Here is a 19,126-nt window from a genome sequence, read left to right as displayed (position 1 = left end):
GATTTGATTAATTGCCTGGCTGCTTGCAACCAGGCAAATTTATATGGTTTGGAATTACTGTTTAAACACCATGTCTTACAGGAACATAATTTTCTTCTATGGTAGAGTGCTTATCTTCAGGGCTTGTGCAGGCAGAAACCCAAGTACTGCCAAGTCGTGAAATAAAAGCAATACTTTCCACTAGAGCATTAATTGGTGTCATTACAGCTAAGCCAATAGCCAGACTGAAGTGCACCGATAAATCACGTAAATTTTCTAGCGCATGCCCAGGTTTACAGATTAGTAAATTTGCAAGGCATTCTATAGCAGAATTAACACCGCTACATGCTTCTGACAATGAATAGTAGCCTGTAGTAAAAATGGTGGTGATTGGGGAAGCCATTTGCGCCAAGCAATCAAAAGCACCTTCATAAGTTGAAAAGAATCGTGACTTATTAAAATAGTTAGCTGAAAAAAGCTTGCCAGCACGTTGATATGGTTTTACATTAGTTACAAATTCGGTTAGTAACCCATTTTCTGACAAATTTTCAACGTTCTCTTTTCCAACAAACCATGAAGAAATAGTTCTAGTAATCACTTCAATAGATTGAGTTAGTGCATGAATTGGAGCCATAACTGCCAGACAAATACTCATTGTTAGGCCAAACCCGGCATCAGTGATTGCTTCTCCTGCTAAACCAGGCTTTAAAATTAATAAATTGCCTATCGCACGTAATGTTGCCCACATAGTTCTTGCTGCATAATAGCAGGCTCCCAATCCATTTATTATGGGTAAAAATGCTACTGCACTTAAACCACCCCAAAACTGAGTTGTGTCTGCATAGTGAGTAATAAATCGTTCAGGTGCTATGTAATCTTTACTGGGCACTAGCCCAATTTCCATTAGGTAATTAATTTCTTCTCTGTAGTTAGCCATACGACACTCTATATAGTTAGTGAGGCGCCAAGTATTACAAAAAAAAATTAAACGATCAATGTTATAACACGTTGGGCATATTGAGGGCTTATTTTCTCTAGAGAAGTGAGTTGTAAAATCCCTCCAAACCCGCTGAGGTAAGGTAAGTACGAGGAGAAACGGAGCCAGATCCGGAGTCGAGCACCGCATCGACGAAGCAATTTCCAGTGGTATTTGGAAAGAAGTCTATTCTACATGGCTAACGCGTATCACACCCGCAATTGCATAAGGTAAAAAGCCAACGGCCAATAAGGACATCGCCAATAGTAAAGCCAAATAACCACTCACTGGCAGGCCTTGCATGGCAATACTCAAAGTACCACTACCAAATATCAGTAATGGTAAAGTTAATGGCAACAGGATCAATGCCATTAAAGCTCCACGTTGATTTATCCCTATCCCAAAAGCGGCTGCAAGTGCACATAAAAATAATATGGCCGGTGTGCCGCAAATCAAGCTCAATAATAATATATAAGTTTCCCAGGCAGTAAATGAAAATAATATCGCGATCAAAGGGGATAATACTAACAGCGGGATCACAGATATTAACCAGTGTGCTAATACTTTTGCTGTCACAATAAGATTCAATGGCTGTCCGGAAACCAACCATTGCTCAATGACTCCTTGTTCATAATCCTGTTGAAACAACCGCTCTAAGGAAAGAAGCATAGATAATAAAATAGCCATCCACACTAATCCCGGGGCGACCATGCGCATCAACATCAATTCAGGTCTTATAGTAAGGGGAAAAATAAACAACAACATTAAAAAAAACAAACAAGAATTAACTAAATATCTGATTTGCCGAACCTGGATTAACATTTCGCGCCTGAACTGCCTTACAAATAATCGAAGTGCGAAACTCATATATGATACTCCTCATAATCAGCCTTGTTTAAAGGCAAATCCTGGTGAGAAGTAAGTAATACAGCTCCTCCATTAGCTCTGTGCTCCTTTATCTTACCGATAATGACAGCAAGTGCTAATTCATCAAGAGCTACTAAAGGCTCGTCCAGCAACCATAATTTTGCTTTGGTCATCCATAATCTTAATAAAGCAACTTGACGCTTTTGTCCTGAAGATAATAATCCACAAGGATAATCAATAAGATGATCTAAATTAAATTGTTGACATAATTCCCTAAGATTCAATTGGTTAGCAGGGCAATGTATATCAAAAAGGCAATTTTCTCTCAAAGTAAGGTACGGGCTAATACCAGCTTTATGCCCCACGAAACACAACTGTTTTTGATAAGAGTAGAGATCGTTATTTATAGATTGACCATCAAAAAGAATCTCCCCTCTTTCTGCTTTCAACAATCCAGCGATTAATCTAAGTAAAGTTGTTTTTCCTGCTCCGTTTGCACCTTTTAAATGCAATAAGCCACTAGCAGGAAGATGAAAGGAAATTTGTTGCAACAATGGCTGATCATGGTAATCAAAATCTAGTTCAATCACATCAAGCATAAAACACATTATTTTTAAAAATCTTTGCTAACTATAACAGGACATATGAAAAATCCCCAAGGTCTTCTTTAAAAAGTTATGTACAGAACTTACGAAAAACTCCAGGATCCAGGCAAAAAAGGTTTTAAATGAGGGCATTTAGATTAACTAAATAACCAAATTAACAACCTTTTTTAACGAAAAGAATGGAGTTTTTCGTAAGTCCTGATTTAATTTTGCTTGCGAACTCACTTGATGATCGCCATAATCTGCTTTATTTTTTGCAAGGGTCAATGATGGAATTCCTTAGTGAATATGGTATGTTTCTTTTAAAATGCATAACTCTTGTTATCGCATTGCTGATTCTCTTTGCGGGCGTATTTTCCATGGGTCGTAAACCCAAACCCAAGTTAGAAATTACCTCTTTAAATGAAGAATATGACCATATTAACTCTTTAATGAGCAAAGAGATTTTAGGAAAAAAACCTGGAAAAAAGAAAAAAAATAAAACCAAACACCCTATCCTTTATGTTCTTGATTTTAGTGGTGATATAAAAGCAACTCAGGTTGAACAACTAAGAAATGAAATCACATCTGTATTAAGTATTGCTAAGCCTGAAGATGAAGTTTTGGTGAGATTGGAAAGTCCTGGTGGCGCAGTAAATGGGTATGGCCTTGCTGCAGCACAATTGCAACGCATCCGCGATAAAAATATTCCATTAACTGTTAGTATAGATAAAATGGCTGCTAGTGGTGGCTATTTAATGGCCTGTGTAGCAAACCAAATAATTGCTGCTCCATTTGCAATTATTGGCTCTATAGGAGTAGTTGCTCAAATTCCTAATTTTCATCGCTGGCTCCAGAAAAATAACATTGATGTTGAGTTATTAACCGCGGGAGAATACAAACGTACCCTAACCCTTTTCGCTGAAAATACCGAAAAAGGTAGAAAAAAATTTCAGGAAGACCTGGAAAAAATACATACTGCATTTAGAGAATACGTCCTCAAAAATAGAACTCAGCTTGATATAGACAAAGTCGCAACTGGAGAGCATTGGATAGCTAAAGATGCTTTTGAACTCCAACTCATTGATAAATTATCAACAAGCGATGAATATTTGATAGAAAAAATGGCAGAGTTTAATGTATTTAAATTGACTGTCCATGCCAAACTTCCGCTGATAAGTAAAGTGCTTAAGCCGGCAATGCGTCTTATTCACCCTTGGATTTAAATTAATAGCCGATCAAATCGAGGATGAGTTATACTGAACCTCGATAAACATAAGTGTAAATTGATCTTTCAGATTTTGATAGAATTTATGCACAGTACCGATGGATTATTGAGCAAGAAACTATCAAAATCTAATTATCGCCAAAAAATTGAATCTAGGTATATAATTAAAGAATAACAATTTTTCCCAAGGAGTAAGGCATGAGTGATTTCAAATCGAAGTTACCAGATCTTAATGAATTAACTTCTATGACTGCTAAATTATTTAAAGGAATTAAAACCAGTGTCAGTGAGATAATTCAGGATTACAAACAAAAAAGAGCTCAACCTGAGACAGCAGAAGAGAAGAAAACCGAAAGCAAATCAACTGAAAGTAAATCTGAACAAAAAACAGAAAAACCAAAGGATAAAGAGAAAGAATCTAGCGACAATAATAAGTAAAATATTGCATCTCATAATCCTGAATCATGAAAATTACCGATTCAATTTGGTAATGAAAACTACAATCTCACTTATCTTTCCATCCTCTCTGGTCGAGTAAGGCCATATTTTCTCATTTTCTCAACCAAGGTTGTCCTCCTCATATTGAGATAACTGGCAGCATGAGCAACGACCCAATCCGACTCATCCAAAGCTTGGCTAATCAATGCAAGTTCAGTTTTTACCAAATGTTCTTTCAAATCAATACCTTCAGCATTGGATGCAGGTTCCTGTTTGATTATTTGTAATAAGGTTTCTCGTTCAGATCCGGGTGTTCCAATCTCCACATAGGATGACTTATATTCTCTTTGAAATCGATTTGGTAAATCACTCTTGCCAACAATACCATTTGGATAAAGAATAGATAATCTCTCAACCAAATTGGCTAATTCTCTCACATTACCTGGCCAACTGTATTCACATAAGGCATCCATAGCATCGGGCATTAATCGGATTGTAGGCCTGCCCTCTCCCTCAATTCGAGAGACCAATTCATTAAAAAGAAGTGATAAATCACTACTTCTATTTCTTAGAGGCGGCATTTCAATTGGGAATACATTAAGTCTGTAAAACAAATCTTCTCTAAATTTCCCTTCTTCAATGGCAGTTTCTAAGTTTCTATGTGTCGCGGCGATGATTCGTACATTCACTTCGATGCTTTTATTTGAGCCTACTCGTTCAAAACAACGCTCTTGTAGAACTCTTAGTAATTTCACCTGCATAGCCAGAGGCATGTCTCCAATTTCATCAAGAAACAGAGTTCCTCCATTGGCTAATTCAAAACGCCCCTGTCTTGAAGTAATTGCGCCTGTAAATGCCCCTTTTTCGTGACCAAATAATTCGCTTTCTAATAATTCACCCGGGATTGCACCACAATTTATAGGAACAAATGGTTTATTTGATCTGGATGAAAGAGAATGAATATTGCGGGCAACTACTTCTTTTCCTGTTCCTGATTCCCCCAAAATTAATACACTGGCTTCGGTATCAGCGACTTGTCCAATTAATTTTCGTACTTGACGAATGCCCTCGCTATTCCCAACCAAACTTCTAAACAAAGGTGTTTTATGAGTACCTGCCGTGATAAATTTAACTGCTTCTTTGGCTATTTGACATCTATGAAGTGATTCAAGCATTTTTGCATAGCTGAATGGAAATGATATACAATCTACTACATTTCGATCGGCGCACTGAGTCGTACCAAGTACAGCATCAATAACTAATATTGGAATTTTTGGAAAGCACTTCACTAAAGAGTCTAATTCGTCCATTGTTTTTTCAAAAGACACACTGGCTCCCAGTACTATGACACTGGGATTAGGGTTAGTCATTAATTGCCAATTATCATATTGTGTGACTTCTGAGGATTGGCCTATAAAATCAAAAATGGTCCGAAGCTTATCGCAACGATCTTCATTATCATCGATAATATAAACCCTGTCATCGCTCCTCATAAACCTATCCTTAAGTTTGAGTTCTAATTTAAAGTATCGGACACATAACAGACAGCTGTCAAATAATTGCCACATATTTATTTTAAGCGTCATAAAATCTGACATGTAAATCATGTCACTTGAGTCAGTTCACTTGCTAACAGATCCCTATACAAATCAATTAATTCACAGTTATAAATCATTTAACCTTTTGATTTATCTATAACAAACAATCATTTTAAAGGCATTACACTGATTGCCAAAACATAACTCCTGACTACCTATTGTTTTAGTAGCACTGACTTGAGTCTGTTTCACAAATTTTTTGGCCTGCATATATCCCATACGATTACAGAAAGAATTCGCCGCTTGTTTACCACAACCTTTGTTTCGGTCTAAGCACCAATCAACACGGTAATCATTATAACGCGGTACGGCAAATCGTTTTTCGCGATAATGATAGGGTTTAGGAGGAGTATGTGATAAACCAATAGCACAAGCTATCGTCATAAAACCATTACAACGCCATCCCTTGCATTGAGCTCTGCTACCCAAATAATTTGTTAAGCCTACGTTATAGGCAATGATATTTTGTGATGCATAGTCATACCCTAACATTTGACAATAACGATTTGCTACCGTTTTTCCACACTCTTTCCCATCCAGAGTGCAATAATCAAGACGTTGTCCTAGATACTTAGGGTGCCAAAAACTCCGAAATGCTAAATTCTGTTTACTTGAAGCGATTAATTGACCACAAAAAGAATAAAATAAAAGCATAAAAACTAGAAAGTTTCTAAAATTGATCATTATAACAATCCTTTACCAAGTATTAGCACATGTTAGCTTAGGATGAGTGAGAGGCACAAGAGCGATTTGCACCACTTTTGAAAGTCTACCGCAACGCGCCATTACTTTGCAGCAGGTCTTCCAAAAACTCCATCATTAGAAGAATTATGAAAAAGTAAGATAATGATATCAAGATAATTTTTCAAAGCCAGTAAACAATGTTATAAATAATTAAAAACAATAAACTTTCGAATCATAATTTTCAAAGCCCATATTAAGGCTAGTCGTTTATGAAAAAATATTTATCTTTAATAGTTTCAATTCTAGCTCTGGTAGCAATGATATGGTTGATTCGCAATCTATGGATTATTGAAACCGTTAAAGTGGTACATCCCGTTTATGGAATTGCCGTTCAAGCCGTTTATGCTACAGGAACTGTTGAACCAACCGTAATGATGCCAATCGCGGCACAAAGTTCAGCGCGACTTATTCAGTTGAACGTAGATGAGGGGGCAGATGTAGTAAAAGGACAGATATTAGCACGTCTTGAAGATGAACACTTACAACAGAACCTAAAAGAACTCAAAGAGCATGAAAAATTATCTAAATTAAGGTATGAAAGGAATGCAAAATTAGTTAAACAAGGAGTCATTTCCAAAGACGAATACGATCGCACGTTGTCCGAATGGCAAGCCGCCACAGCAGCAGTGCATAGAATAGAAGCACAAATTAGTTATTTGCAACTAATTGCACCGGAAGATGGTCGTATTATCAAGCGTGACGGTGAAGTTGGGCAACTAATCCCAGCAAATCAGGCTGTATTCTGGCTCTCTTGCTGTGCTCCCTTAAGAATAACTGCTGAAGTAGATGAAGAAGACATTGTACAGGTACGAGTTGGTCAAAAAGTATTGATCAGCTCGGATGCTTTTCCAAATCAGATTTTTTACGGACAAGTACAAAGCATTACCCCAAAAGGTGATCCAATTGCACGAAGTTATAGAGTTCGTATTAATTTTACTAAAGAAAATCCCTTATTAATTGGTATGACCGCTGAAACCAATATTATTATTCATGAAAAAAAGAATGCCTTATTGTTACCTGCAAGCAGCGTCATTGAAAATAAAATTTGGCGTGTACAAGATGGGAAACTTACTCAAAACACAGTTACTATTGGTGCAAAAGGATTAAAACAAGTTGAAGTTTTAAAGGGTGTAAATGTTAATGACCTGGTTATCTTACAACCCAATAAAGAACTAAAAGAAGGGCGAAAGGTACGTTTCATTCTTGTTAAACAGGAAGAATAATGAAACTATTTTTAATGATTGCCTTAAAACATCTACTTGCCCGCAAACGACAAAGTTTCGTATCTTTGATGGGGATTATGTTAGGAGTAGCCTTTTTTTTAACAATCTCATCACTTATGCAAGGATCTGAAAAAGATTTTATCAAGCGATTAGTCGATAATTCTCCTCATATTACTATCGTCGATGAATACCGAAACCCACGTATCCAACCCATCGAGCAATTATACAAACATGGTGCCGTTGAAATTCGTAGCGTTAAACCGTTAACAGAACCTCGAGGTGTTCGAGGATACGAGCAAACAATACAGAATTTATATACTATTATCCCAGGTATTATTATTTCCCCGGTATTAGTTGGGCAAGCTTTGATTAGCTATGCTGGTAAAAATTATTCGCTCACTTTGAACGGGATGATCCCTGAGGAGATAAAAAAGGTCTCTACTATCGAAAATTATATGATTTCAGGTACGATTGATGATCTGATAGTTAATCCAGATGGAATTGTTTTAGGAAGTGAACTTTTACGTAAATTATCCCTTACAAAGGATGATAACATCACTGTAACAGCACCTTCTGGTCAAATACGAACCTTCAAAATTCTTGGTATATTTCGTACTGGCCGTTCTGATTTTGATTCAAATCAAGCCTTTATTAGCATTAAACGAGCTCAAGCATTACTAAACCGCCCTAACCGTGCTAATAACATTATAATAAAATTACCAGATCCATACCAAGCCTATGACATTGCCGCACAAATTGAAAAACAGATCAGTTATAAGACTATCTCCTGGCAAGAAAAATCAGAAGATTTACTCAATACTCTGGTCATTAGAAATATCATAATGTACAGCGTAGTCAGTGCGGTTTTAATCGTTGCCGCATTTGGAATTTATAATGTCATTTCGACAGTTGTAATGGAGAAACATAAGGACATTGCCATTCTTAAATCCATAGGCTTTCAGAAAAGTGATATTCAATTTATTTTTGTCATTGAAGGATTTCTGCTTGGGATTGTTGGGTGTATATTAGGACTACCATTGGGAAGTGGATTAATGTATAGCCTCATGCAAGTACAATTCAAACCGCCTGGCAGCTCTGAATTTATCAATATGCCCCTTGATTGGAGTTACTTACAATTCACCATCGCAACCGCTTTTGCAATGACAGCATCAATCATAGCAGCGGTACTTCCTGCCCGTAAAGCAGCACTCGTACATCCCGTTGACATTCTTCGAGGAGGAATATGAAAAACATTGTCATAAAGACAAAAGATCTTTCTCGTCAACTGTCAGGTGAAGTCCCCATTACTTTGGTAGAAAACATAAATCTTGACGTTAGGCAAGGTGAATTTCTAGTCATTTCTGGCCCATCCGGTTCAGGGAAGTCCTCATTGCTATATCTACTGGGATTACTTGACAAACCCACTAAAGGAAAAATTTGGCTGAATGATGAAGACGTATCAAATTACAAAGAAGAAAAACTGGCGTATTTGCGGTTAATTCAAATTGGTTATGTTTTTCAATTCCATTTTCTATTACCTGAATTTACGGTTCTAGAGAATGTGATGTTACCTATGCAGCGTTTGCGAAAATTAAGTCCAGGTGAAATTAAAAATCGAGCCACTGAACTCTTAATTAGTCTCGGTTTGGAGGATCAATTATCAAAATTACCTAAACAACTGTCAGGAGGCCAAAGCCAACGTGTCGCTATTGCAAGGGCGCTGGCTAATGATCCCTCATTAATTTTAGCAGACGAGCCTACTGGGAACCTTGATACCGTGTCAAGCACTAATGTACAAAATATACTAAAGGAACTTGCTCATGAATATAAACGAACCGTAATCATTGTGACTCATGATGTTAATTTTGCTGCTACTGCAGATAGAGTAATTCATATTGTCGATGGTAAAATCCAGGACTAAGTATTTTGACTTATTATCATTCCCAAAGGTGTTAAATTAACTGCTGCCTCTAGAATTATTTTAAACCGGGTTAGGACTATCTATAAAAAGATGCTCCAGTCCAAAATGGCCTGCAAGATAATCACCTAAAGATTGAACACCGTATCGTTCTGTTGCATGGTGTCCACAAGAAAAGTATTGTATACCCAATTCCATAGCCTGATAGTATGTTCGCTCAGACACTTCTCCACTTAAATAAGCATCGACACCAAGTTTATATGCTTCTTCAATGAAGTCCTGCGCAGCACCGGTGCACCATGCTATCGAGTGAATCACTTTTTCATTTCCTGCAATATGCCCCGGATGACGACCCAATTGTTGTTCTAAAAAGCTAGAAAACTGTTTGCTATTCATCGCTTTGGATAGTCTTCCTGACCAAAGTAAATTAACTGTATTATTTATCTTATGCATCTCGGGCGATTCTACTAACAATAAATTCGCCAAGTTGGCATTATTCCCTAACTCAGGATGACAGTCCAAGGGTAAATGATAGGCAAACAAATTCATATTATGACTTAATAATTTAGCAATTCGTTGACGCTTCATCCCTGAAATAACCGGATTTTCACCTTTCCAGAAATAACCATGATGTACTACGAGTGCATCAGCTTGCCATTCAATCGCTTGAGAAATGGCATCTTCTGAAGCACTTACTGCAGTGCAGATACGTTTAATGTGGTCCTTACCTTCAACCTGAATTCCATTAGGAGCATAATCCTGAAATTGGGCGCAATTCAAAAAATTCAGGAGAAAAAGACTTAATTCATCCCTTGTGATCACCTGTCTGAAACTCTCTTAATGTCCGCTCCCAATAGAGATAATTTTTCTTCTATTCGCTCATACCCTCTATCGACATGATAAATTCGCTCAACCACTGTTTCACCTTCAGCAACCAAACCTGCGAGAATTAAACTGGCTGATGCCCTTAAATCAGTTGCCATGACTGGTGCGCCAGTTAATTTTTCTACACCCTGGACTATTGCTGTATTTCCATTAAGCTGAATATTAGCCCCCATTCGTTGTAATTCCTGGACATGCATAAATCGATTTTCAAAAATTGTTTCTACAATGGTTGAAGAGCCTTCCGCTACAGAATTCATTGCCATAAATTGAGCTTGCATATCTGTTGCAAAAGCGGGGTATGGTGCAGTAGAAATATTAACCGCCTGTGGACGCTTATTATGCATATTTAAACTCACCCAATCCTCACCAATAGTTAACTCAGCACCAGCCTCTTCAAATTTACATAATTGAGATAACAAAGTATCAGGACGTACTTTCTTAACAGTGACCTGACCACGAGTAAGTGCTCCTGCTGCCAAATAAGTCCCTGCTTCTATTCTATCTGACATGACAGAATAAGTCCCACCATTTAATGACTCGACTCCTTCCACTTCAATCGTTGAAGTACCTGCCCCGCTTATTTTCGCCCCCATTTGAATCAGAAAATTAGCCAAATCCACTACTTCTGGCTCACGAGCTGCATTTTTTATTGTAGTAACACCTTCTGCCAATACAGCGGCCATTAATACGTTTTCAGTCCCAGTGACAGTAACTGTATCAAACATTAAACGTCGACCTTGCAGACGTCCCCTTTTGCAACGAGCATTAATATAACCATTTTTTACAGTAATATCGGCACCCATTGACTTTAATGCTTTTAAATGCAGATCAACTGGTCTTGTGCCGATTGCGCAACCGCCGGGTAAAGAAACATCCGCCTTACCAAATCGAGTAAGCATTGGACCTAATACCAAAATAGAAGCACGCATTGTTTTGACTAAATCATAAGGCGCAACGAATTCATTAACTTGGCTAGAGTCAACCTGAACATTCATTTTTTCATCAACGATTAAATGAGCTCCTAGTTGACCTAACAATTCCATCATAGTCGTGATGTCTTTAAGATGAGGAACATTGGATATAGTAACATGATCACTGGCTAATAAGCTGGCCGCCATGATAGGAAGAGCAGCGTTTTTTGCTCCCGAAATAACCACTTCGCCATGTAATGCTTTACCACCATTGATTAATAATTTATCCATGTTTCTTCCCCCATTCTTCTTTTGTCCATGTCTTCATGCTGATGGCATGAAGCCTGCCGGTGGTAATAAAGTCTTTAAGCTGAGTATACACCCATTGCTGTCTGGCAACTTTAGACTTATTAAGAAAGATATCGGTCACTACAGTTACCTGATATTGATAACCATCACCCTCTACCTTGACATAAAAAACATCGTCAATTTCATTAAGTCTTTGTTCAATTTCTTCATTACTTAACATAAACTTAGCTCACTAATTAAAATAAATACAATTTTTTTATACTTATTGATAAAAAATTTTAATAAATATACTTAAATTATTCCAAAAAACTCTGAACACCTCTTGAAAAATCATCGATTTTCATGCTTGGTTCACAAGAAAATTACCCTAAAATTCATGGGAATTTATCAGTTCATGAGGACATATTAAATGAGCTCTAAAGAGATAAGTTCGTAAGTTCTATGGAACAACAGATATTTCTGACTGAATGTTTCAAGATGTTTGCAAAATACTCTTTACTCCACAGAATTCAGCCAGAGATTGAGTTTCAGGAGATATTCCTATTACATCAAAAACCTTATTATTTTGTTTACATAATTTTCTAGCTTCAATAATTAAAGCAAGTCCAGCACTATCACAACGAGTTACCTCGCTTAAATCAAGACAAAATCTATCCGTGGTATCGCCCATCAAAGCTTTATAAAGCTTTGCACGAACAGAAACCACGGATTTGAATGTCAGCTCGGAGCCAGGTTTAAAGGTATTAATTTCCACAGTTAGGAAGCCTTCTTAATTTGTTTTTGTTGCATTTCCTTAATCACTTGGCTAATACTTGAATGTTGCAATGCTTGAGCGAATTGCGACCTAAAACTTTGCAATAAACTAACGCCTTCAACACTGATATCATAAATTTTCCATCTCCCATCCTTGGAGACAAGACTATAACTTAAAGGTATATTTTGTCCTGCAGAACGAACAATGACACTATTTACCCTGATAAACCGACTATTTAACGAACCACGCAAAGGTAAAAATTGCACTGTTTCATCAGAATACTGAGCCAAGGGACTAGAGTAAGTGCGAATTACCAAACGAGTGAATGCTTTTGAAAACTGAATTCTCTCAGCTTCAGTTGCTTTGCTCCAGGCCTGTCTACCCAAAACCGAACGAGACATGCCAGCTACATCCACATTGGGCAATAGATTGTCTTCAACTGCTTTATAAATAATCTCAGGATTACTTTTCAAATTGGCCTTATTTGCCTTAAGAGTAGAAATAATTTGATTAGCAGCACGTTCTAACATGGGGATAGGAGATGTTTGAGCAACCATTGACTGAGATAATGCCATAAATGCAACTAATAAAATTGTTTTAAAAACTCTCATGGTTCACCTATTTTTTTATATTAAACAATAATTGTCCTATAAGATTTTCAAGAATAATTGCTTCCTGAGTCTTCGCAATGATATCTCCGTCCCGCAAATACGGATGTTCCTTACTTCCTTCCTCTTCAAAACCGGGAACAATACTAATATAATTTGAACCAAGCAAGCCTTCGGTCAAAATTCGTGCAGAAGCATCGTCATAAGGAATCTTTTTATCACTGTTCAATATCATAGTAACTCTTGCAGTAAGATCACCAGGTTGTAATTCAATTCGGCTCACTTCACCAATACGAACACCAGCAACAGTCACCGGGGCTCGTACTTTTAAACCACCTATATCCGTGAAATCTGCAGTTACATGGTAGCTTTTACGTGACATAAAGTCAGTAATATTACTAACTTTCATTGCCATTACCAATAATGCAAGCAGTCCAAGCAACATAAATATTCCTACGCTAATGTCTACATAACGTTGCTTTTTCATTTACCAATCTCCAATCATCATTGCAGTCAACAAGAAATCAAGCCCTAATACCGCAAGCGATGAGTAAACTACGGTTTTAGTTGTCGCATGACTGATGCCCTCTGCTGTGGGCACACACTCAAAACCTTGGAATACTGAAATCCAAGTGACCACAAATGCAAAAACCAGGCTTTTAATAATCCCACTCAATATATCAATACGAAAATTGACCGCCGCTTGCATATTAGACCAAAAACTTCCTGCATCCACACCAAGCCAGTGAACACCAATAAAATAACCGCCATATATAGCTACCGCAGAAAAAATCAAAGCCAGTATAGGCAAAGCTATGAATCCCGCTATAAAACGTGGGTAAACTACTCTACCCAAAGGATCAACACCCATCATGTCCATACTTGATAACTGCTCCGTGGCTTTCATCAAGCCAATTTCAGCTGTAAGAGCTGAGCCAGCACGCCCTGCAAATAATAGCGCGCTAATAACAGGTCCTAACTCTCTGGCAACACTTAAAGCCAATAATTGTCCCAATTGACTTGATGCACCAAATTTTTGCAACGTATTATACCCTTGAAGCCCAACAACCATACCAATAAATAATGCCGATACTACAATAATTAAACACGATAGCACGCCTATGAAATACAGTTGATAACGTAATAATGGCCATAACCTTGAAACATCTGGTTTTCTGAATAACATAGAAAATAAAAACAACCCTGAGCCACCAATACCTTGCAAGACTTGTATACCACGATTACCAAAACGGGCTATTGTATCAAGCATCTAATAACTCCTCTGTATACGGTCTCGCTGGGTAATGAAAAGGCACTATTCCATCAGCCTCGCCATGCATAAACTGCTTGATTTGAGGTTCGCTGGATCGCATTAATTCGTCTGGTGTACCTTGGCCAATAATTTTACCCTCCGATATCAAGTAAATATAATCTGCAATTGAACAGGTTTCTTCAACATCATGAGATACAATAATGGTTGTGATATGTAACAGCTGATTCAATCGCTTTATCAATCTCACCAGTACCCCCATAGAAATGGGATCTTGCCCGGTAAAAGGCTCATCATACATCATTAATACTGGATCAAGAGCAATAGTCCTTGCTAATGCAACTCTTCTGGACATTCCACCGGATAATTGAGCAGGCATTAGATGAGCAGCACCACGCAAGCCCACCGCCTCCAGCTTCATTAATACAATATCTCTTAACATGGATGCATTTAATTCGGTATGTTCTCTTAATGGAAAAGCTACATTTTCAAACACAGTAAGATGGGTAAACAAGGCGCTGCTTTGAAAAAGTAATCCCATATTACGTCGGGCTTCATAAAGTGCTTTACGAGATAATTGATGTATATTCTGTCCATTAACATAAATTTCACCACTGTCTGGGGTTAATTGTGCTCCAATTAACCGCAGTAAAGTGGTTTTTCCAGAACCACTGGGCCCCATGATGGCAGTAATTTTACCTTGTTTGACTAGCATATCAATGCCATCAAAAACACAGTGATCATCAATGCTAAAAACTAGATTTTTTATTTCAACCCAATTATCAGGCATGCTTTATTATCCAATTATTGTTTTATTAACATGAGTTCGATATACAAAGATGGGCAATGCCTCTTAATATCGATAATTAAGAAGTATATACTGGATCAATAAAAATGTGTTTAATAATTGCGTTTCCATTAAAAAAAACTTTTTAAAAAGCAATTTTTCAGATCATTCTGCTCCAATTAATCTTCATAAAATTTAAATATTACTGTTTGTGTATTATTAATAACCAAACTATCGTCTATCCATCATTGCAAATACAATAACGTAATCCCCATGATAAGACCTGGCTCTGGAAAGAAAATAATTAGATATTATGTTTCAAATTTTAACCGATTATAATCAATTACAAAAAAATCAGGACTTGCGAAAAAAAACCAAGTCCAAGGCAAAAATAAATTTTGATGAGGGAGTTTAGACTAACTAAATGACCGAATCCAAATTTATTTTTTACGCTGAGATTGGAGTTTTTCGCAAGTCCTGAAAATATAGGGTTACATCACTTAAAGACATTATGTTAGAATGAAAGACAAATAAAATACAACCAAATTGACTATGAATTTTTGCACACTTGGACTAGCAGTTATTGAAACTGAAGCACAAGCTGTATTTGAGCTGACTCAACGAATTGATGCTCGATTTGAAAAAGCTTGTGAATTACTTTTGTCATGCAAAGGACGTATTGTTGTCACTGGTATGGGTAAATCCGGCCATATAGCTAATAAATTAGCATCTACCTTTTCCAGTACTGGTAGCCCTGCTTTTTTTATGCATCCTGGAGAAGCGAGCCATGGCGACTTAGGTATGATAACTCGCCAGGATGTTGTTGTTGCAATTTCTAATTCTGGTAATACCCATGAAATAATTACCCTGCTTCCCTTATTAAAACGCCTTGAAGTACCATTAATAACCCTAACCGGCAACGAACAATCCACTTTAGCTAAATCTGCAGATGTTAATTTGGATGTCAGTATAAAACAGGAGGCTTGCCCACTTGGCCTTGCTCCGACGACCAGTACTACCGTATCACTGGTTATGGGAGATGCATTGGCTATAGCTCTCTTGCAAGCCAGAGGATTTAGTGCGGAAGATTTTGCTCTCTCCCACCCTGGAGGAACTCTCGGCAAAAAACTGTTACTTCGCATAGATGATTTATATCATACAGATGATCAACTGCCATTAACAAATGAAAATGCATCCATTAGTGACGCTTTGATTGAAGTCACTGATAAAAAACTGGGGATGACTTGTGTTGTAGATAACCATGGTTATCTTGTAGGCGTCTATACTGATGGAGACATACGCCGAACATTAACACGTCAATTTGATATTAATACAACTCAACTTAAAGATGTAATGACTAAAAACTGCAGAACCATCTCCAAAGGAATGTTAGCTGCAGAAGCGTTGGCAATAATGCAAAAATACAGCATCACATCATTGGTAGTAGTTGAAAATGATAAAAGACCCTATGCTGTTCTACACTTACATGACTTACTAAAAGCCGGTGTTTTTTAATTAGGGAATAAGATGAACGAATTATTAGAAAAAGCAAAAAAAATTAAATGCCTTATCTGTGACGTAGATGGGGTACTTAGTGACGGCCTACTTCACATTGATAACCATGGAAATGAATTAAAATCGTTCCATGTACAAGATGGAATGGGGTTGAAGTTATTAATGGCCGCAGGGATACAAGTTGCGATCATTACCACAGCACAAAATGATGTGGTTGATCATCGCATGGAGCAGCTTGGTATCACCCATTATTATAAAGGTCAGGTTGATAAACGTGACGCCTATCAGCATCTTAAAAAAACACTAGGCTTATGCGATGAAGAGTTCGCCTATATTGGTGATGATTTGCCTGATTTACCTTTAATTCAGCAAGTCGGATTAGGTGTTGCAGTGAGCAATGCTGTCCCCCAGGTTTTAGAATTCGCTGATTGGCGAACAGAAAGAACCGGCGGGCGAGGAGCTGTTCGTGAGTTATGCGACTTAATTCTTAATGCACAAAATAAAGCGGAATTAGCAATTACAGGTTACCTGAAACAATGAATACGACCAAACAAGCGATTTGGCTATTTTTAACCTTACTCATTTTAGCATGCTCCGGGTGGTATTATACTCATTTAAATCAGACTATTAAATTAAATAAAAAAACTCTGTTAAATGAAGTTGATACAACTATTTCGCAGCTTACTGTAAAACAATTTAATTCAGAAGGGATACTAATCAATTTATTAACCACACCTCTGGTAGAACATATTCCTAATAATAATCTTCATTTACTTAAAAACCCGCATATTATTATTAAACAAGACAATCAACCGGCATGGGAAATCAATTCATTACGAGCAAAGTCATTTGATGGTGGTAAACAAATCACCTTTATTGAACAAGTAGTGGTTCATCAAAACCCAGGAGAAAGCACTCAAGAAAGTACTTTAAGAACAGAAGAAATCACCTATTACCCTAAGGAAAAAAAAGCAACTACAAGTCTTTTTGTAACCTTTGAACAACCAGGCAATATCATACAATCTACCGGAATGAATGCCTATTTGGATGAAAAAAGAGTAGAATTACTCCATAAAGCCAGAGGTAGTTATGACCCAGCTAAAGGCTAAGTACATTAGACTTCTTCGGAAACTCTGCTATGTTGACGAATTGCTTCGTCGATGCGGTGCTCAAATCCTCATATGCTGGCGTGTACATTCCGGTTCTGCGTCACTCTTCTCCCTGCGCAGCGAATTTCCGATGAAATCTATTATATTATTAATGTTTATGTTAGGTTCACTTTCTGGGAATGCTCTCCCCTTTGACAAAGAAAAAGTAGTACAAGTAGTTTCTGATTCAGCTGATTTAAATCAAAAAAATCATCAGGGAATCTATATCGGGAATGTTGAATTCATTCAAGGCTCGACCAATCTACGGGCAGCAAAAGCCATTACCCAAGGTGATGCCAAAAATCAACTTACTTTAGCAATCGCTGAAGGCTCTAAAGATGAGCAAGCACATTATTGGACTAAAACAGATCCAGATAAACCTCCATTCCATGCTTATGCTGATACTATAAAATATTACCCACACAAACATTTAATCGAATTAATAGGTAATGCTCGTGTAGAGCAAGGACCCAACTCCCTTTCAGCGGCTAAAATTAGTTACGATACCCAGGAACAACATGTTTTATCTCATAGCGATGAAACAACAAGAACTACAATAATTATTTACCCTGAAAAAAAATCATGAGCCTATTAGAAGCCAGACAATTAAAAAAATCATTTAAGGGCCGAACGGTTGTTAATGGTATTAGCATTCATATCAAGCAAGGCGAGTGTGTCGGTTTATTAGGACCCAATGGAGCAGGTAAAACCACATGTTTTTATATGATAGTTGGTCTGCAATCCTGTGACGAAGGCCATATTATCCTAAATAACAAAGACATCACCCAAGATGCCATGCATCAAAGAGCAAGACATGGAATTAGTTATCTTCCACAAGAAGCCTCTGTTTTTCGTAAACTTACTGTTGCTGAAAATATCATGGCAATTCTGGAGTTAAGAAAGGATTTAAACGATCAGGCACGTGAAGAAAAACTGGATCTCCTTCTACAGGAGTTTCATATTTCTCATATAGTAAACAGCTTGGGAATGGCCTTGTCTGGTGGCGAAAGAAGACGTGTTGAAATAGCCAGAGCACTGGCGATAGAACCCTCTTTCATTCTGCTTGATGAACCCTTTGCTGGAGTTGATCCTATTTCGGTAATAGATATAAAAAAAATTATTCTGCATCTGTGCAATAAAGGCATAGGAGTTTTAATTACTGATCACAACGTAAGAGAAACATTGGATATTTGTGAGCGTGCTTATATTGTAAGCCAGGGGAAAATTCTTTGCGAAGGAACTCCTGAATCAGTACTTACAAATCAACAGGTAAGAAGAGTTTATCTGGGCGAAGATTTTGCTTTATAACCCAATATACCATTCTAAAATATTACCAGTTACAGTTATGGTAAAATCACTGTCTACCGTTAAAGAATAAATTTTA

General features: G+C 37.3%; 23 protein-coding genes. 10 read left to right on the top strand and 13 right to left on the bottom strand.

From position 1 onward, the window contains the following. Positions 1–61: 61 nt before the first annotated feature. The 3 genes from ACZ5EK_RS04505 to ccmA form a co-directional block, all read right to left on the bottom strand. A complete protein-coding gene (locus tag ACZ5EK_RS04505; protein WP_464431606.1) occupies positions 62–916 on the bottom strand; it encodes a lpg0518 family Dot/Icm T4SS effector in 855 nt (284 codons plus the stop codon). A 225-nt stretch (positions 917–1,141) separates the two neighbouring features. After that, positions 1,142–1,822, bottom strand: a complete 681-nt coding sequence (gene ccmB, locus ACZ5EK_RS04500; RefSeq protein ID WP_464431605.1) for a heme exporter protein CcmB — start codon at positions 1,820–1,822, stop codon at positions 1,142–1,144. Next, complete coding sequence (ccmA, locus tag ACZ5EK_RS04495; protein WP_464431604.1) at positions 1,819–2,421, bottom strand: heme ABC exporter ATP-binding protein CcmA; 603 nt, start codon at positions 2,419–2,421, stop codon at positions 1,819–1,821. The genes ccmB and ccmA overlap by 4 nt, the downstream gene beginning before the upstream one ends. A gap of 275 nt (positions 2,422–2,696) precedes the next feature. Here ccmA and sohB point away from each other — a divergent pair, with 275 nt between their 5' ends. Beyond that, entirely contained in the window at positions 2,697–3,632 is a 936-nt protein-coding gene (gene sohB, locus ACZ5EK_RS04490; RefSeq protein ID WP_464432456.1) for a protease SohB, read from the top strand. A 200-nt stretch (positions 3,633–3,832) separates the two neighbouring features. Continuing rightward, positions 3,833–4,072: a hypothetical protein gene (locus ACZ5EK_RS04485; RefSeq protein ID WP_464431603.1), complete on the top strand. Its 240-nt coding sequence runs from the start codon at positions 3,833–3,835 to the stop codon at positions 4,070–4,072. 71 nt (positions 4,073–4,143) lie between these two features. On the opposite strand, the gene ACZ5EK_RS04480 is transcribed toward ACZ5EK_RS04485, so the two are convergent. Next, positions 4,144–5,565, bottom strand: a complete 1,422-nt coding sequence (locus tag ACZ5EK_RS04480) for a sigma-54 dependent transcriptional regulator (RefSeq protein ID WP_464431602.1) — start codon at positions 5,563–5,565, stop codon at positions 4,144–4,146. A gap of 195 nt (positions 5,566–5,760) precedes the next feature. After that, a complete protein-coding gene (locus ACZ5EK_RS04475) occupies positions 5,761–6,354 on the bottom strand; it encodes a hypothetical protein (RefSeq protein WP_464431601.1) in 594 nt (197 codons plus the stop codon). 269 nt (positions 6,355–6,623) lie between these two features. Here ACZ5EK_RS04475 and ACZ5EK_RS04470 point away from each other — a divergent pair, with 269 nt between their 5' ends. The 3 genes from ACZ5EK_RS04470 to ACZ5EK_RS04460 are packed head-to-tail and all read left to right on the top strand — an operon-like array spanning position 6,624 to position 9,558. Beyond that, a complete protein-coding gene (locus ACZ5EK_RS04470) occupies positions 6,624–7,637 on the top strand; it encodes an efflux RND transporter periplasmic adaptor subunit (protein WP_464431600.1) in 1,014 nt (337 codons plus the stop codon). Continuing rightward, positions 7,637–8,884 (top strand): ABC transporter permease, encoded by a 1,248-nt coding sequence (locus ACZ5EK_RS04465; RefSeq protein WP_464431599.1) that lies wholly within the window; start codon positions 7,637–7,639, stop codon positions 8,882–8,884. The genes ACZ5EK_RS04470 and ACZ5EK_RS04465 overlap by 1 nt, the downstream gene beginning before the upstream one ends. Next, on the top strand, positions 8,881–9,558 hold the full coding sequence (locus ACZ5EK_RS04460; RefSeq protein WP_464431598.1) for an ABC transporter ATP-binding protein: 678 nt from the start codon (positions 8,881–8,883) through the stop codon (positions 9,556–9,558). The genes ACZ5EK_RS04465 and ACZ5EK_RS04460 overlap by 4 nt, the downstream gene beginning before the upstream one ends. A 60-nt stretch (positions 9,559–9,618) precedes the next feature. Here ACZ5EK_RS04460 and ACZ5EK_RS04455 read toward each other — a convergent pair whose 3' ends face one another. The 8 genes from ACZ5EK_RS04455 to ACZ5EK_RS04420 all read right to left on the bottom strand — a co-directional run bounded on the left by ACZ5EK_RS04455 (position 9,619) and on the right by ACZ5EK_RS04420 (position 15,082). Next, positions 9,619–10,377 (bottom strand): Nif3-like dinuclear metal center hexameric protein, encoded by a 759-nt coding sequence (locus tag ACZ5EK_RS04455; protein ID WP_464431597.1) that lies wholly within the window; start codon positions 10,375–10,377, stop codon positions 9,619–9,621. Beyond that, on the bottom strand, positions 10,374–11,642 hold the full coding sequence (gene murA / locus ACZ5EK_RS04450) for a UDP-N-acetylglucosamine 1-carboxyvinyltransferase (protein WP_464431596.1): 1,269 nt from the start codon (positions 11,640–11,642) through the stop codon (positions 10,374–10,376). The genes ACZ5EK_RS04455 and murA overlap by 4 nt, the downstream gene beginning before the upstream one ends. After that, positions 11,635–11,880 (bottom strand): BolA family protein, encoded by a 246-nt coding sequence (locus ACZ5EK_RS04445; protein WP_464431595.1) that lies wholly within the window; start codon positions 11,878–11,880, stop codon positions 11,635–11,637. The genes murA and ACZ5EK_RS04445 overlap by 8 nt, the downstream gene beginning before the upstream one ends. A 252-nt stretch (positions 11,881–12,132) precedes the next feature. Next, entirely contained in the window at positions 12,133–12,414 is a 282-nt protein-coding gene (locus ACZ5EK_RS04440) for an STAS domain-containing protein (protein WP_464431594.1), read from the bottom strand. Between the two features lie 2 nt (positions 12,415–12,416). Continuing rightward, the gene (locus ACZ5EK_RS04435; protein ID WP_464426780.1) at positions 12,417–13,025 is read right to left on the bottom strand and encodes an MlaC/ttg2D family ABC transporter substrate-binding protein; all 609 of its coding nucleotides are present in this window, start codon (positions 13,023–13,025) and stop codon (positions 12,417–12,419) included. 7 nt (positions 13,026–13,032) lie between these two features. Further along, entirely contained in the window at positions 13,033–13,509 is a 477-nt protein-coding gene (gene mlaD, locus ACZ5EK_RS04430) for an outer membrane lipid asymmetry maintenance protein MlaD (RefSeq protein WP_464431593.1), read from the bottom strand. Next, entirely contained in the window at positions 13,510–14,292 is a 783-nt protein-coding gene (gene mlaE, locus ACZ5EK_RS04425) for a lipid asymmetry maintenance ABC transporter permease subunit MlaE (RefSeq protein ID WP_464431592.1), read from the bottom strand. Next, positions 14,285–15,082, bottom strand: coding sequence for an ABC transporter ATP-binding protein (locus ACZ5EK_RS04420; RefSeq protein ID WP_464431591.1), 798 nt, complete (start codon positions 15,080–15,082; stop codon positions 14,285–14,287). The genes mlaE and ACZ5EK_RS04420 overlap by 8 nt, the downstream gene beginning before the upstream one ends. A 549-nt stretch (positions 15,083–15,631) precedes the next feature. Here ACZ5EK_RS04420 and ACZ5EK_RS04415 point away from each other — a divergent pair. The 5 genes from ACZ5EK_RS04415 to lptB all read left to right on the top strand — a co-directional run bounded on the left by ACZ5EK_RS04415 (position 15,632) and on the right by lptB (position 19,050). After that, positions 15,632–16,594: a KpsF/GutQ family sugar-phosphate isomerase gene (locus ACZ5EK_RS04415; protein ID WP_464431589.1), complete on the top strand. Its 963-nt coding sequence runs from the start codon at positions 15,632–15,634 to the stop codon at positions 16,592–16,594. Positions 16,595–16,606: 12 nt separating this feature from the next. Then, positions 16,607–17,134, top strand: coding sequence for a 3-deoxy-manno-octulosonate-8-phosphatase KdsC (gene kdsC / locus ACZ5EK_RS04410; RefSeq protein ID WP_464431588.1), 528 nt, complete (start codon positions 16,607–16,609; stop codon positions 17,132–17,134). Next, on the top strand, positions 17,131–17,703 hold the full coding sequence (gene lptC, locus ACZ5EK_RS04405; protein ID WP_464431587.1) for an LPS export ABC transporter periplasmic protein LptC: 573 nt from the start codon (positions 17,131–17,133) through the stop codon (positions 17,701–17,703). Before kdsC ends, lptC begins: the two co-directional genes overlap by 4 nt. Before the next feature lie 157 nt (positions 17,704–17,860). After that, a complete protein-coding gene (lptA, locus tag ACZ5EK_RS04400) occupies positions 17,861–18,328 on the top strand; it encodes a lipopolysaccharide transport periplasmic protein LptA (protein ID WP_464432455.1) in 468 nt (155 codons plus the stop codon). Further along, positions 18,325–19,050, top strand: a complete 726-nt coding sequence (gene lptB, locus ACZ5EK_RS04395; RefSeq protein ID WP_464431586.1) for an LPS export ABC transporter ATP-binding protein — start codon at positions 18,325–18,327, stop codon at positions 19,048–19,050. The genes lptA and lptB overlap by 4 nt, the downstream gene beginning before the upstream one ends. Positions 19,051–19,126: the final 76 nt, after the last annotated feature.

It is taken from the genome of Legionella sp. JM-2024 (assembly GCF_055389095.1).
This window is presented reverse-complemented; position numbering and strand designations above follow the sequence as displayed.